Annotated in this window: 12 protein-coding genes; 5 read left to right on the top strand and 7 right to left on the bottom strand. The window is 67.8% G+C overall.

From position 1 onward, the window contains the following. Positions 1 to 506: 506 nt before the first annotated feature. From ACM0PB_RS12060 to ACM0PB_RS12040, 5 genes are all read right to left on the bottom strand, one after another. Positions 507 to 1,334 carry a methyltransferase domain-containing protein gene (locus ACM0PB_RS12060; protein WP_049414053.1) on the bottom strand — a complete coding sequence of 276 codons (828 nt, stop codon included), beginning with the start codon at positions 1,332 to 1,334 and terminating at the stop codon, positions 507 to 509. Between the two features lie 62 nt (positions 1,335 to 1,396). Next, a complete protein-coding gene (gene dusB / locus ACM0PB_RS12055; protein ID WP_065178788.1) occupies positions 1,397 to 2,392 on the bottom strand; it encodes a tRNA dihydrouridine synthase DusB in 996 nt (331 codons plus the stop codon). A 147-nt stretch (positions 2,393 to 2,539) separates the two neighbouring features. Beyond that, on the bottom strand, positions 2,540 to 2,971 hold the full coding sequence (locus tag ACM0PB_RS12050; RefSeq protein ID WP_053500089.1) for a hypothetical protein: 432 nt from the start codon (positions 2,969 to 2,971) through the stop codon (positions 2,540 to 2,542). Between the two features lie 149 nt (positions 2,972 to 3,120). Continuing rightward, entirely contained in the window at positions 3,121 to 4,086 is a 966-nt protein-coding gene (locus ACM0PB_RS12045; protein ID WP_005415321.1) for a ribokinase, read from the bottom strand. Between the two features lie 25 nt (positions 4,087 to 4,111). Next, positions 4,112 to 5,410, bottom strand: coding sequence for a NupC/NupG family nucleoside CNT transporter (locus tag ACM0PB_RS12040; protein WP_005415322.1), 1,299 nt, complete (start codon positions 5,408 to 5,410; stop codon positions 4,112 to 4,114). Between the two features lie 193 nt (positions 5,411 to 5,603). On the opposite strand from ACM0PB_RS12040, the gene ACM0PB_RS12035 reads away from it, so the two are divergent. The 5 genes from ACM0PB_RS12035 to ACM0PB_RS12015 all read left to right on the top strand — a co-directional run bounded on the left by ACM0PB_RS12035 (position 5,604) and on the right by ACM0PB_RS12015 (position 10,986). Beyond that, positions 5,604 to 6,575: an aldo/keto reductase gene (locus ACM0PB_RS12035; RefSeq protein WP_005415323.1), complete on the top strand. Its 972-nt coding sequence runs from the start codon at positions 5,604 to 5,606 to the stop codon at positions 6,573 to 6,575. A gap of 267 nt (positions 6,576 to 6,842) precedes the next feature. Further along, positions 6,843 to 7,037 carry a hemin uptake protein HemP gene (hemP, locus tag ACM0PB_RS12030; protein WP_005412278.1) on the top strand — a complete coding sequence of 65 codons (195 nt, stop codon included), beginning with the start codon at positions 6,843 to 6,845 and terminating at the stop codon, positions 7,035 to 7,037. Positions 7,038 to 7,190: 153 nt separating this feature from the next. After that, entirely contained in the window at positions 7,191 to 9,383 is a 2,193-nt protein-coding gene (locus ACM0PB_RS12025; RefSeq protein ID WP_279945823.1) for a TonB-dependent hemoglobin/transferrin/lactoferrin family receptor, read from the top strand. Positions 9,384 to 9,387: 4 nt separating this feature from the next. Beyond that, a complete protein-coding gene (locus ACM0PB_RS12020; RefSeq protein WP_065178741.1) occupies positions 9,388 to 9,987 on the top strand; it encodes a ChuX/HutX family heme-like substrate-binding protein in 600 nt (199 codons plus the stop codon). 72 nt (positions 9,988 to 10,059) lie between these two features. Then, complete coding sequence (locus tag ACM0PB_RS12015; RefSeq protein WP_065186809.1) at positions 10,060 to 10,986, top strand: DUF6607 family protein; 927 nt, start codon at positions 10,060 to 10,062, stop codon at positions 10,984 to 10,986. A gap of 169 nt (positions 10,987 to 11,155) precedes the next feature. Here the strand turns inward: ACM0PB_RS12015 and ACM0PB_RS12010 are convergent, their stop codons facing one another. Beyond that, positions 11,156 to 13,672 carry an ABC transporter permease gene (locus ACM0PB_RS12010; RefSeq protein ID WP_414604884.1) on the bottom strand — a complete coding sequence of 839 codons (2,517 nt, stop codon included), beginning with the start codon at positions 13,670 to 13,672 and terminating at the stop codon, positions 11,156 to 11,158. Beyond that, positions 13,669 to 14,316, bottom strand: coding sequence for an ABC transporter ATP-binding protein (locus ACM0PB_RS12005; RefSeq protein ID WP_005415330.1), 648 nt, complete (start codon positions 14,314 to 14,316; stop codon positions 13,669 to 13,671). The genes ACM0PB_RS12010 and ACM0PB_RS12005 overlap by 4 nt, the downstream gene beginning before the upstream one ends. Between the last annotated feature and the right edge of the window lie 69 nt (positions 14,317 to 14,385).

The following is a 14,385-nucleotide window of genomic DNA, read 5'->3' as shown; positions in this document are numbered from 1 at the left end:
CAGCCACGCATGGCGTGGCTCTACTGCGTCGATCAGCGCCCGCAGCCGGTGCCGTTGAGTAGATCCACGCCATGCGTGGATGAAGGGACATCGGCGCTGGCAGCCACGCATGGCGTGGCTCCACTGCGTCGATCAGCGCCCGCAGCCGGTGCCGTTGAGTAGATCCACGCCATGCGCGGATGAAGGGACATCGGCGGTGGCAGCCACGCATGGCGTGGCTCTACTGCGTCGATCAGCGCCCGCAGCCGGTGCCGTTGAGTAGATCCACGCCCTGCGTGGATGGCGGGACATCGGCGGTGGCAGCCACGCATGGCGTGGCTCTACTGCGTCGATCAGCGCCCGCAGCCGGTGCCGTTGAGTAGATCCACGCCATGCGTGGATGAAGGGACATCGGCAGTGGCAGCCACGCATGGCGTGGCTCTACTGCGTCGGTCAGCGCCCGCAGCCGGTGCCGTTGAGTAGATCCACGCCATGCGTGGATACGGGAGCATTGGTGCCGCGTCGGCTCAATACACCGTCGCGCGGCCCTGCACGAACGAATAGAAGAACACTGCATTCGGGTCGTTCTGCACCAGCCGGAACTCGCGGCGCATGCCTTCCACGGTGTCCTCGTCCACCGAGCCGGCCTGCAGCAGCTGGTCGGCCGCCGACAGCAGCAGCTGCTCCCAGAACGCGATCATGGTCTTGCGACGGGCAGGCTCGCGGTTGTCCAGGTGGATGGTCTTGATCTCGGTATGCACGTCGCGGAAGCCGCCGGCCAGCAACAGGTTGCCCAGCTTGGCGCCGACGAACGGGTCGCCACCGTGGTCGTACTGGAAGTCGTTGAAGGCCATCCAGTAGCGCCAGATGTGCGGCGAGTACGGATCAAGCAGGAACGAGGCATTCATCACCTCGGTGATGTAGACCGGTGAACCCGGCGCCAGCACGCGGCGCACTTCACTCAACACGCGTGCCGGTGACGGAACGTGTTCCAGCACCCAGCACAGGAAGGCCGAATCGAAGCTGCGCGCCTCGAACGGCAGTTCGCCGGCATCGGCCTGCTGCAGGGTGTAACGGTCGCTGCACCAAGGGGTGCGCGCCAGGTTCTCGCGCGCGGTGGCCAGCTGGGTCTCGCTCAGGTCCACGCCGGTCACGTGCAGCTCGGGGAAGCGGCGCAGCAGGATCTCGGTCTGCGCACCCACGCCGCTGCCGACTTCCAGCAGGCGCCGCGCGCCGCTGTAGTCGATCTGGCCGAAGATGCTCGACTCCAGCAGGCGCGCCTGGGTCATCAGGCGCTGCTGCTCGGTGCCGGAGAACCCGTGCAGGTAAGTCGGGGAGGAAATCGGCGGGGTCATGGGGCGGGCTCTCGGAGTTCAATTCGGTCGAGCAGGCTCGACGTTGCGACGCGGCAGGGCGGTCAGGCCGCCGAAGACAGCGCCGGTTCCCCGTCAATCAAGCGGTCGAAGTACTCGGTGGTCAGCGCGATCTGGCTCTGCGGATCCTCCGCGCGGTTGACCACCGCGCGGAAGGCGGCGTTCTCCGGCCGGTCCTTGGCATACCAGCCCAGGTGCTTGCGCGCGATGCGCACGCCCTGCGGTTCGCCATAGAAGGCATGCAGTGCGTGCAGGTGGCCAAGCAGGATGTCGCGCACTTCGGCCAGCGACGGTGGCGGCAGTTCCTCGCCGGTGGCCAGGTAATGCGCCACTTCGCGGAAGATCCACGGCCGGCCCTGTGCGGAACGGCCGATCATCACCGCGTCCACGCCAGTTTCCTTCAAAACGTGGGCAGCCTTCTGCGGCGAATCGATATCGCCGTTGGCGATCACCGGAATGCGCAGGGCGGCCTTGATCTCACCGATGGTGGCGTACTCGGCCTGGCCGGTGTAATGCTGGTCGCGGGTGCGGCCGTGCACGGCCAGTGCAGCGATACCGCTGTCCTCGGCGATGCGCGCGATCAGCGGGCCATTGCGGTGGTCACAGTCCCAACCGGTGCGGATCTTCAGGGTGACCGGCACGTCCACCGCGTTGACCACGGCTTCGAGGATGCGCGCCACCAACTGCTCGTCGCGCATCAGCGCCGAGCCGGCCCAGGCGTTGCACACCTTCTTGGCCGGGCAGCCCATGTTGATGTCGATGATCTGCGCGCCGTGGTCGACGTTGTAGCGCGCCGCCTCGGCCAGCTGCTGCGGCTCGGTACCGGCGATCTGCACGCTGATCGGCGCCGGCTCGCCCTCATGGTCCATGCGGTGGATCGACTTGCGCGTGTTCCAGAAGCGCGGGTCGCTGATGGTCATTTCCGAGGCGGCCAGGCCCGCGCCCAGCCGTTTGCACAGCAGGCGGAAGGGCTTGTCAGTGACGCCGGCCATGGGCGCCAGCACGACGTTGGGGGCGATGGTGTACGGGCCGATCTGCATGCGCCCATTGTAGGGCGCGGGCGGCGGTACGGCCGTGTCGGGTACGGTCCGGTTCAGGCCGATCGGCACCGACCTCATGCCGTACCGGCATCAGCAGATGCTTGACGGTTGCTTCCGTCGCCCCCAAGGGCGGGCGATGGTGGCCGGCTAACCCAGGCTCTGCCAGGCCTGGCGGGTACCCAGGGCGAAGGCCAGCCCCAGGCCCAGGCAGGCCAGCGAACTGACCACCCAGAAGCGCCGGCCGTTGTACCCCGGCCGGAACAGTGCCAGGCCGAAGCCCGTCGCGGCGCGCAGCAGCAGCAAGGCAGCGATGGCGGGCAGGACCAGGCGGCTGGCCGGCAGCGGCGAATGCCAGCCCGCGGCGGCCAGTGCGTACAGGGTCCAGGCCACCAGCACGGCCGTGATGCCGGCGGTCATCAACGGTGGCCACCAGTGCCCCGCATGCGCGAGCCGGACTACGCGCTGGCCGGCACCGAAGTATCTGTACCACGCGGCGCCGAAGGCGATGCAGCCGATATGCAGCAGCGCCGCAGCGGCACTGCCTGCGGCCGCGACCAGCAACCAGGGGAATCCGTCCATGTCCTGCCCGTGCAAGGAAGCTGCGCGGATCGTGAGCGAGGGGCAGGATGTGGGCAATGCGACAGGCGGTCGCAGGGGCTGGGCAATGGGCAAAAGAAGGGCCCAGGTGCCTGTGCACCCGGGCCTTGTCATCCACGCGTGGCGTGGAATTACTTGGCTTCGGCGTCGGCCGGGGTGAAGCGCGGCATCGCCGCTGCAGCGCCTTCCTTCTCGGTCGAGCGACCGGCGAACTGGTTGGCAAAGCGCACGTGGCGGGCGAACGGGGCGTCGGCCACCTGCGCCAGCGACGCGGCCAGCGCACCGTTGAAGGCATCACCGGCACCGGTGGTGTCGATGGCCTGCACCTGCTCGGCGCCGACGCGGTAGTACGGCTGGGTATCGCCGCGCAGGTTCTCGTCGGCATGCGAGACGAACACGCCCACCGAACCCAGGGTCACCACCACGGTACCGTTGCCGACCAGCTTGCGGCACAGCGCATGCAGGCTGGCGCCATCCAGCGCGGCGACATCGTTGGCATCCACGCGCTCACCGACATGGCGGCCGAGCAGCGCGGCGAACTCGGTCTCGTTCGGGGTGATCACATCGGCCAGCTTGAGCAGGCCGATGGTCGAGGGCGCGTCGGCCGGTGCGGTGTTGAGCACGGTGGTGACACCGGCCTCGCGGGCCGTGGCCAGCGCCGCTTCGATGGTCTGCACCGGCGATTCCAGCTGCACCAGCACCACCTTGGCGCTGGTGAGCAATGCCTGCTGCTGTTGCAGGAAGTCGGTGCTGAGCGCGGCGTTGGCGCCCGGGCCGATCACGATGGTGTTGCGGCCACGCGCGTCCACGTAGATGCCCGCAGTGCCGGTCGGCTCGCTGCTGGCTTCGGCAATCAGGCCGAAGCCATCCTGCGCGGCCAGTTCACGTGCGGTGGCGCCGCCGGCGTCATCGCCCAGCGCGCACACGAAGTGCGTCTCGGCGCCGGCGCGGCAGGCGGCCACGGCCTGGTTGAAGCCCTTGCCTCCCGGGCCGGTGCTGTAGCGGCCGGCAATGGTCGCACCCGGTGCCGGCAGCGACTCGCACCGCCACACGTGATCGACATTGAAGGAACCGACGACAACGACACTGCTGCTCATAGGAAATCTTTTCTCAACCAGGGGTTCAACTGAAGTGCGTCAGCACGCCGGCGATGGTCGCCGTCATGAAGGTGGCAATGGTACCGCCCAACACCGCGCGCAGGCCGAACTTGGCCAGATCGTGGCGACGTTCCGGCGCCAGGCCGCCGATGCCGCCGATCTGGATCGCGATCGAGCTGAAGTTGGCAAAGCCGCACAGCGCGTAGGTGGCGATCAGGCGGCCTTCGTCGGACAGGCTCACGCCCGCCACCTGGCCGTTCACGATCTGCGACAGCTCGGTGTAGGCCACGAACTCGTTGATCACGACCTTCTGGCCGATCAGCGAACCGACGGTGGTGGCATCAGCCCACGGGGTACCGATCACCCAGGCGATCGGGGCCAGCACGTAACCGAAGATGGTCGACAGGTTGGTCGGCTTGCCGATGGCAGCGGCCAGGCCGGTCACTTCGCCGAACCAGGTGAGCGGTGCATTCAGCAGCGCGATCAGGGCGATGAAGGCCAGCAGCATCGCGCCGATGTTCAGCGCCAGCTTCAGGCCGTCACCGGCACCGGCAGCGGCCGCGTCGATGATGTTGCTGGAGGTCTTCTCCACTTCCATCTTCACCGTGCCGCGGGTCAGCGGGGTGCCGGTTTCCGGAATCAGCAGCTTGGCCACGACCAGGGTGGCAGGTGCGGCCATGATGCTCGCCGCCAGCAGGTGCTTGGCGTAGAAGGCCTGCTGCGCCGGGTCGCCACCGCCGAGCATGCCCACGTAGGCCGCCAGCACGCCGCCGGCGATGTGCGCCATGCCGCCGATCATCATGGTCAGCAGCTCGGACTGGGTCATCCTGGCGATGTACGGGCGCACGGTCAGCGGCGCCTCGGTCTGGCCGATGAAGACGCTGGCGCAGACGCTGGTGGTTTCCGCGCCGGACACGCGCATCACCTTGGTGATCGACCAGGCCATCACGCGCACGATCGCCTGCATGACGTTGAGGTGGTACATGACCCCCATCAGCGCCGAGAAGAAGATGATGGTCGGCAGCACCTGGAAGGCGAAGATGAAGCCGTAGTTCTTGGTGTCCATCAACGAGCCGAAGATGAAGCCCGAGCCCTCGTTGACGAAGCTCAGGACCTTGACGAAGCCCTTGCCCAGCGCATCGAACACGTCGCGCCCGCCCGGCACCAGGATCACCAGCGCCGCGAAGGCGATCTGCAGGGTGATACCGGTGGCAACCAGCTTCCAGTCAACCGCACGCTTGTTGTTGGAAAACAGCCAGGTGATGCCGATCAGCACCGCCAACCCGAACAGGCCGAAGCCGATCCTGCCCAAACCTTCGACCATGTGAGTGACTCCCCTGGGGCGTCGCGAAAAACGGGAAGCCTAGTGCAGGGCAGGGGCCGGGGCAAGAAAAAGCAGCGTGCGCGCGCCCATCGGTACCGATCAGGCCAGCAACGGCAAGGGCTTGCGGCCGGCGGCGGCAGGTAGAATGGGGCTCGATCCCGGCCCGGATGCGGGCCCGCAGCAGGAGATTCGCATGCAATACCGTCGCCTGGGCTCCACCGGCCTGCCGATTTCCGCCCTGTCCTTCGGCGCCTGGGTGACCTTCGGTGACCAGATCCCGCGCGACGAGGCCCGCAACCTGGTGGCTGCCGCCTGGGACCACGGCGTCAACTTCTTCGACAACGCCGAGGGCTATGCCAACGGCCGCGCCGAACAGGTGATGGGCGATGTGATCGCCGACCTGCGCCTGCCGCGCGATGGCATCTGCGTCTCCAGCAAGGTGTTCTTCGGCAGCGCCAAGGACCCACGGCCGACCCAGCGCGGCCTGTCGCGCAAGCATGTGACCGACGCCTGCCATGCCGCGCTCAAGCGCCTGCGGGTGGACTACCTGGACCTTTATTACTGCCATCGCCCGGATCCGGACGCGCCGATCGCCGAGACCGTGCATGCCATGGATACCCTGGTGCGGCAGGGCAAGATCCTCTACTGGGGGACCTCGGAGTGGTCGGCGGTGCAGATCCAGCAGGCGCTGGACATCGCCGAAGCACGCAACCTGCAGGGCCCGTCGATGGAGCAGCCGCAGTACAACCTGCTGCACCGCGAACGCGTCGAGGTCGAGTATGCGCCGCTGTATGCCGGTGCCGGCCTGGGCACCACCATCTTCTCACCGCTGGCCTCGGGCCTGCTGACCGGCAAGTATGACCAGGGCATTCCGGCCGATGCGCGGCTGGGCCGCGAGGGCATGGAATGGCTGCAGGCGCTGGTGCTGGGTGACGACGCCGAGGCCCGCCTGGCCCAGGTGCGCCGCTTCAGCGAAGCAGCGCGTGAGCTGGGCCACGCCCCCGCCACGCTGGCGATTGCCTGGTGCCTGCGCAACCCGAACGTCTCCAGCGTGATTCTCGGCGCCAGCCGGGTCAGCCAGCTGCTGCAGAACCTGCAGGCGCTGGAGGTGCTGGAGCAGGTCGATGCGGCTGGCTGGGCGCAGGTCGAAGCCGCCTTCGCCTGAAACCCGGGGCCGACCGGGCCTGGGCCTCGGTCGGGCCGGCCCGGCCGAGGGAACGGGAACGGTAGAGTCGACTGTTGATTGACTGCTTCGAGCAACAGCAGTCGACCAACAGTCGACGCTACACGGCTGCGCCGCCATTTGATTGACAGGATCTATCGAATTGCAGAATTCGATCATTAATCCCATCGATCAAATTGAGAATGGTTGTTGATTGTCAACTGAGAATCATTATCATTTGAATCATCCCTCGCACGAGTCCAGATGCTCATGAATGCTCAACCTGTACTGCTGCGCCCCGAAACGCTGACCCTCCGCGATCGTCCGGTCCGTGTCGTTCCGCCGGAAGAGGTCATCGACAGCGAAGCCCTGCTCAAGGGCCGTCGTGAAATCCTGATCCAGCACGGCGACCGCTTCTACCGCCTGCGGCACACCAGCAACGACAAGCTGATCCTGACCAAGTAATCGCGGCCTGGTCGCCCGCCTCCCTCCCTCCTGCCGGCAGCGCCGGCAGGGTGGGCGACCCGTCCGCGCCCGCTCTCTCCCCCTCGGTCTACCGCGTGCACCTCCCGGGTGTGCCGGTAACCGGGGGTTCCCCTGCCTGACCGAACGAACCCGATGACCCGCCCTACCGCCCTTTGCCTCGCCGTCTGGATGGCCCTGCCGCTGTCCGCCCATGCTGCTGCCGCGGCCACCGCCGCGCCTGATGCGCGCGACTTCGACCGCGTGCAGGTCACCGCCACCCGCACCGAGCGGGCAGTGAGTGACGTGGCGGCCACCGTGGATGTCATCGACCGCGAGCAGATGGACCGGCACCTGGTGCAGGACATCAAGGATCTGCTGCGCTACGAGCCGGGCCTGTCGGTCAGCCGCAGCGCCGCGCGCTTCGGCCTTGGCAGCATCCGCATCCGTGGCCTGGACGGCAACCGCGTGCGCGTGCAGACCGATGGCATCGCCATGCCCACCAGCTTCAACATCGGCTCGTTCTCCAACGCCAACCGCAACTTCACCGATCTGGACACGCTCAAGCGCGTGGAGATCGTGCGTGGCCCGGCCAGCTCGCTGTACGGTTCCGACGCGCTCGGGGGCGTGGTGGCCTTCGTCACCAAGGATCCGGCCGATTACCTGAAGGATGGCAAGGACAGCTACGTCGGCCTGAAGTTCGGCTACGACGGTGAGTGGAAGGGCCTGCTCGGCGGCGTGACCAGCGCGTTCGGCGGCGAACACTGGAGCGGCATGGTCAACATCAACCATCGCCAGGGCCAGGAAACCGGTAACAAGGGCGATGTTCGCAGCCTCGACAACACTCGTACCGCGCCCAACCCGCAGGACCGCGACGGTCGCAGTGGCCTGGCCAAGCTGGTCTATGCACCGAGCGAGGACCAGCGCTTCCGCCTGACCGTGGAAGGCAACGAAGACAACACCGATACCAGCGTGCTGTCCTCGATCGACCGCACCACCACCACCGGCATGAAGGCGCGCGACACGCAGAACCGCACCCGCGTGTCGTTCGCCCATGAAATGGATGCGCTGGACAAGGGCTTCGCCGACAACCTGCATTGGCAGCTGTATACCCAGCACAGCGAGACCAACCAGATCACCGACGAAGACCGCGCCAACCGCAGCCGCCGCCACCGCGAGTTCAACTTCGACCAGCGCGTGTACGGCCTGCAGGCACAATTCAACAAGGCGTTCAGCACCGGCAGTGTCGAACACGCGCTGACCTACGGCTTCGAAGGTGCGCGTACCGAGATCCGCCAGAAGCGCGACGGCTATCAGGTTCTGGCCAATGGCCAGACCAGCACCACCATCCTGCCCGACGCCTTCCCGGTACGCGATTTCCCGATCAGCAAGACCACCGAGCTGGGCCTGTACGCGCAGGATGAAATGCGCATGGCCGGCGGCAAGCTGTCGCTGGTGCCGGGCGTGCGCGTGGATCGCTACGAGCTGAAGCCGGAAGTGGACAGCATCTTCGCCGACGACAATCCCGGCGTTGCGGTGGCCAGGCTGACCAAGACCAGCGTCTCGCCGAAGCTGGGCGTGGTCTATCGCTTCACCGACGAATGGTCGTTGTTCGCCGGCTACTCGCATGGTTTCCGCTCGCCGCCGTACAACGACGTCAACCTGGGCTTCACCAACTTCGCCTTCGGTTACACCGCCATCCCCAATCCGGACCTGAAGCCGGAAACCAGTGATGGCATGGAGCTGGGCCTGCGCTTCCTGTCACCGGCCGCCTACGTCAGCGTCAGCGGCTACTACAACGAGTACAAGGATTTCATCGAGTCGCAGTCGCTGGTCGGCACCAACGCCCAGGGCCTGATGGTGTTCCAGTCGCGCAACATCGCCGATGCGCGCATCTACGGTGCCGAACTGAAGGCTGGCGTTGACTTCGGCCAGATCAACCCGGCGCTGCAGGGCTGGGCGCTGCGCAGCTCGGTGGCCTGGTCGCGCGGCGACAACAAGACCGAGGACACTCCGCTGGATTCGGTCGACCCGCTGCGCGGCACCGTCGGCCTGATGTACGACACCGACGCCTGGGGCGTCGAACTGGCCGGTACCTTCGTCAAGCGCAAGGACCGCGTCACTGCAGCGACGGTGTACCGCCCGGCCGGCTACGGCGTGGCCGACCTGATGGCGCACTGGAACTTCGCCCCGGGCGCGACCTTCAACGTCGGCGTGTTCAACCTGGGCGACAAGCGCTACATCGATTGGTCCAACGTGGGTTCGACGCTGTCGGCGACCAGCCGCGTGCTGGATCGCTACACCAGCCCGGGCCGCACCCTTTCCGCCAGCCTTGCCGTTTCCTGGTGACCTCATGAGCCGCGCCTTGTCCGCACGCAGGAATGACGCCATCGCCGTGCAGGGCAGCGCGGCCTGGCCGACCCCGGCACAGCTGGCCACGCTCGGCACCGTGTTGTGCCTGTACCACGCCGACGGCAACGAGCTGGGGGGCTGGCGCCAGGCGGTGCGCGTGCACGCCTGCCAGGGCGTGGACAGCGAGGGCATACGCGAAAGCCTGTGTTTCCTTGATACCCGCGGCCGCTGCGTGTGGCGCCTGTACCTGCTGCCCGACAGCGATTTCCTGGCCTGGGACCGGCTGGTCGCGGCGCTGCCGCCGGGCCCGGAGCACGACAGAGATGGCAGTGTCGGCGAACGCCTGTGGCGTCGCCTGGCCGGGCACCTCGGTGGCCAGCGCTGGCGCCTGTGCACGCTGCGCCTGCATGCCGCGGACGAGGGCCGCACGCTGGCAGCCAGCCTGTCGACCCTGTCCTCGCTGGGCGCGGCCACCGCGCGTCGCATCGCGCGGTTGGAAGGTGCCGAAGGCGAGCTGGCGATCGACGATTGCTGCTGCGCCGACGCCGCGCGCCGGCCGACACCGCGTATTCCCGGCGACCTGCCGCTGATCCGCCTGTGATCCTTTCCTGATGGAACGCCCGCCGGCCCTGGAAGGCCTCTCAACGAACCTGCAACCCCGAAGGAAGACCCGATGAAGTTCCAGACAGCCAGCGTCATGCTGTTGCTCGCTGCCAGCGGCGTGGCCAGCGCGCAGCCCTCCGACATCGCCCGCGACCACGACAGCATCCTCGCCATGCAGGGCGAGTACACCGTCGACTTCGCGTTCGACGAGACCGTGCTGCTCAAGCCCGGCTACGAGCGTGCGCCGGCGATGCGCAGCGGCGGCAGCGAAGTGGTCATCGTGGTCGAGGACACTCCGCAGCGCATCGTGCTGCAGCACCTGTTGCTCGATGAGAAGAGCGGCCACATCACCAAGCACTGGCGCCAGGACTGGGTCTACGAAGCGCCCAGCCGTTTCGAGTTCAGCGCCGACCAGACCTGGCAGGTACGCCGCATACCCGCAGCGGTGAACCAGGGCGCCTGGACCCAGTGCGTGTATGAAGTGAGCGATGCACCGCGCTACTGTGGCACCGGCAAATGGACATACACCAACAATGTGCCGAGCTGGACCAGCGACCTGAGCTGGCGCCCGCTGCCGCGTCGTGAATACACAAAGCGCAGCGACTACAACGCGCTGGCCGTGGTCAACCGCCACACGCTCACGCCCAATGGCTGGACCCACGAGCAGTTCAATACCAAGGTGCAGCGCAACGCCGACGGCAGCCAGGTGGAGATCGCCCGCGAGTTCGGCTTCAACGACTACGTCAAGACAACCGAGGTCGACTTCACCCCGGCCCGCGCCTACTGGAAGGCCACCGCCGGCTACTGGGCCAAAGTGCGCCAGCGCTGGGACGGCTTCCTCGGCCAGGCCCCGGGCGTGCACCTGAAGACCAAGCTCGATGGCATGGCGATGATCATCCCGCTGTTCACCCAGGCCGAAGAGATCCAGTCCGGCAAACAGGTGAAGGACGCGCAGATCGACGAGGTCTTCGCCAAGTACGTGGAAAAGGCGCAGTAGATCCACGCCATGCGTGGATGTGCTTGTTCCTTGAACACTGGCAACGCCGTCATGTGCTTTTGGCAGGTGCCGAGCTTGCTCGGCACACGCTTTCCCGCATCCACGCATGGCGTGGATCTACCGGCAAGTGCCGAGCCTGCTCGGCACGCCGTCCGGAGGCGCAACCGATTCAGGCCTCGCGCAACGCCAATGCCGGCGGCGTATGCAGGATCGCCCGCGTGCCCCACCAGCCCGCCAGCAGGCTCAAGCCGATGCCGACTACGCCGCCAATCAGCAGCCCTGGCCACGGCGGCAGCAACGGCAGCTCGAACACCTTCTGCGAGACCGCCACGCCGATGGCAGCCGCTGCGCCCACCGCCAGCATCGCCGCCAGCGTACCCAGCGCGCCGAACTCCACCAGCACCGCACCGCGCAGCTGGCGCCGGGTCGCACCCAGGGTGCGTAGTACCGCGCTGTCGTAGCGGCGCTCGCCGGCGGTGGCCTGCAGCGCGGCCAGCAGCACCAGCACGCCGGCCAGCAGGCTGAACACCATCACCAGCTGCACCGCCTGCGCCACGCGCTCCATCACACCGCGCACCTGCGAAATCACCGCATCCACGTCCAGCAGCGACAGGTTCGGCTGCGCGCGCACCAGTTCGCCCAGGCCCGCCGCCTTGCCGGCCGGCAGATGGAAGGCCGACAGCAGGTTGTGCGGGGTTTCGCCCACCGCATTCGGGTTCAGCAACACGAAGAAGTTCGGCCGGAAGGTGTTCCAGTCCGCCTTGCGCACGCTGGTGACGGTGAACTCGCGCTCCTGCTCGCCCACCGCAATGGTGATGCGGTCGCCGGGGTACAGGCCGTAGCGTTTGGCCCAGCCGATTTCCACCGAGGCTTCCGGTGCGGTGCTGTCGGTTTTCCAGAACGTGCCATTGACCAGCGTATTGGCCGGCGGGAACGTGCTGCGCCAGCTGAAATTCAGTGGCCGGTTCTCGTCATCGTCATCGCGCTGACCTTCGCCTTGTGCCGCTTGTCCGTCCTGACCGGGCTCGCGGTCCACGCGCAGCGGTGGCTTGCCATTGATCGCGATCAGGCGGCCGGTGGCCATCGGTTCGATGCTGGCGTCACCGGCGCCCAGTCCACGCAGCGTGGCCAGCACGCTGTCGCGCTGTTCGGGCTGGATGTTGATCAGGAAGTAGTTGGGCGTGTCCGCCGGCAGGCGCTCGCGCCATTGCTGCAGCAGGCCGGGGCCGGTCACGGCCAGCAACAGCAGCGCGCACAGCGACAGCGACAGCCCGACCAGCTGCATTACCGCCAGCATCCGGCGCCGGGTCAGCGCGGCCAGGCCCAGCCGCCAGTGGCCGTGCAGGCGGTGCTGCAGGCCGCGCAGCAGTTGCAGCAGCACGAAGCCGACCACCCCGGCGGCCAGTGCCAGCGTGGCCAGGCCGCCCAGCACCCACAACGCCAGCTTCAGGTCGCCGGTGACTTGTACCGCCAGCAGCAGGCTGGCCGCCAGCGCTGCCACATAGGCCAGCAGTGACGCCGGCGGCAGGGCAGCGAAGGAACGGTTGAGCACCCGCATCGGCGGCACCCCGCGCAGGCGCAGCAGCGGTGGCAGGCCGAAGCCGAACAGCAGCAACAGGCCGATGCCGGCGCCGGTCAGCGCAGGCATCGCCTCGGGCAACGGCAGGCGCTGCGGCACCAGGCTGCCCAGTACCTGCACCAGGCCTTCCTGCGCGGCCATGCCCAGGCCGATGCCGAGCGCACAGGCCGGCACCGCCAGCATCAGCAGCTGCAGTGCCAGGCCAAGCAGGATGTCGCGCTGGCGCGCACCCAGGCAGCGCAGGATCGCCACCTGGTCGATGCGGCGCAGCGCGAAGCGGTTGGCCGCCAATGCGGTGGCCACGCCCGCCAGCAGCACCGCCAGCAGCGCGCTCAGGCCGAGGAAGCGCCCGGCCAGATCGAAGGCCTGGCGCACGCCGCGCTGGGTGTCATCCACGCTCAGCAGGCGCAGGCCCTTCACCTGTGGCAGCAGCCACTCACGCAGGGACGCGACCAGCCCGGGCGGTCCTGCAAACATCAGCCGGTAGTTGATGCGGCTGCCGGGGCCAAGCAGTCCCGTGCCTTCCACATCGGCGCGGTTGACCAGCAGGGTGGGGGACAGCGTCAGCAGGTCGCCACCGGTGTCCGGCTCGGCCTCGATGATGCCGGCGATGCGCAGCGTGCCGGCGCCGAACTCGAGATCATCGCCGGCCTTCAGCCCGAGCCCCTGCAGCAGGCGTGGGTCGGCATAGGCCTGGCCCTTGGGCGGCATGCCGGCATCGGTGATCAACGTACCGCCGGGCGTGGCCCGTACCCGCAGCGTGCCGCGCAGTGGATAGCCCGCCTGCACCGCCTTGATGCTCGCCATCTGGCTGGCCTCGCCATGGAACAGCACGCTGCCGAAGCTGGCGATGCGGGTGTAGGCCAGTCCACGCCGTTGTGCCTCGTCGGCGAATGCCTGCGGCGGGTCATCACGCCCGGCGATGCCGAGATCGCCACCGAGCATTTCCGCCGCGCTGCCGGTCAGCGCCAGGTTGACCCGGTTCACCAGCGTGCCCACCGCGGTCATCACCGCCACGCCCAGCACCAGTGCGGCGAACACGGTGAGCAGGTCGCCGGCCAGCGCCTCGCGACGCAGCGCGCGCCACGCGTGCCGCAGCACGTTCATGCCTGGGCTCCGCGCTCAACCGGCAGCAGGCGACCGTCGTCGATACGATGGATGTACTGGCAACGCTGCGCCAGGCGCATGTCGTGGGTGACCAGTACCAGGGTAGTGCCGCTGCCGGCGTTGAGTTCGAACAGCAGGTCGCTGACGTGCTGGCCGGTGGCATGGTCCAGCGATCCCGTCGGTTCGTCGGCGAACAGGATGCGCGGCCGGGTGACGAAGGCACGCGCCAGTGCCACGCGCTGCTGCTCGCCACCGGACAGCTGGCGCGGGTAGTGGCGGGCGCGATGGGAGAGGCCGACCTGCGCCAGCACTTCATCGACCCGCGTGCGATCCTCGCGCCCGGCGAGTTCCAGTGGCAACGCGACGTTCTCGGCGGCGGTCAGCGCCGGCAGCAGGTGGAAGCTCTGGAACACGAAGCCAACCTCGCGCGCGCGCAGCTGGGCCCGCGCTTCTTCATCGAGGTCGCCCAGGTCCTGGCCCGACAGCGCAATGCGGCCCCGACTGGGCAGGTCCAGCCCGGCCAGCAGGCCGAGCAGGGTGGTCTTGCCCGAACCGGAGGCGCCGACGATGGCCGCGCTGGTGCCTTCATGGACGGTCAGGGTGATGTTGTCCAGTATGTGGACTTCACCCTCCGGGCCCTGCACGGATTTGCCGACCTGGTCGACGGCGATGGCGACGGGCGCGCTGCGGGGGGACAGGCTGTCGATGAGGAG

It is taken from the genome of Stenotrophomonas sp. AR029 (genome assembly GCF_047520695.2).
Taxonomy (GTDB): Bacteria; Pseudomonadota; Gammaproteobacteria; order Xanthomonadales; family Xanthomonadaceae; genus Stenotrophomonas; species Stenotrophomonas sepilia.
The sequence above is the reverse complement of the archived record's forward strand: the minus strand, read 5'-3'. Positions and strand labels throughout refer to the sequence as shown.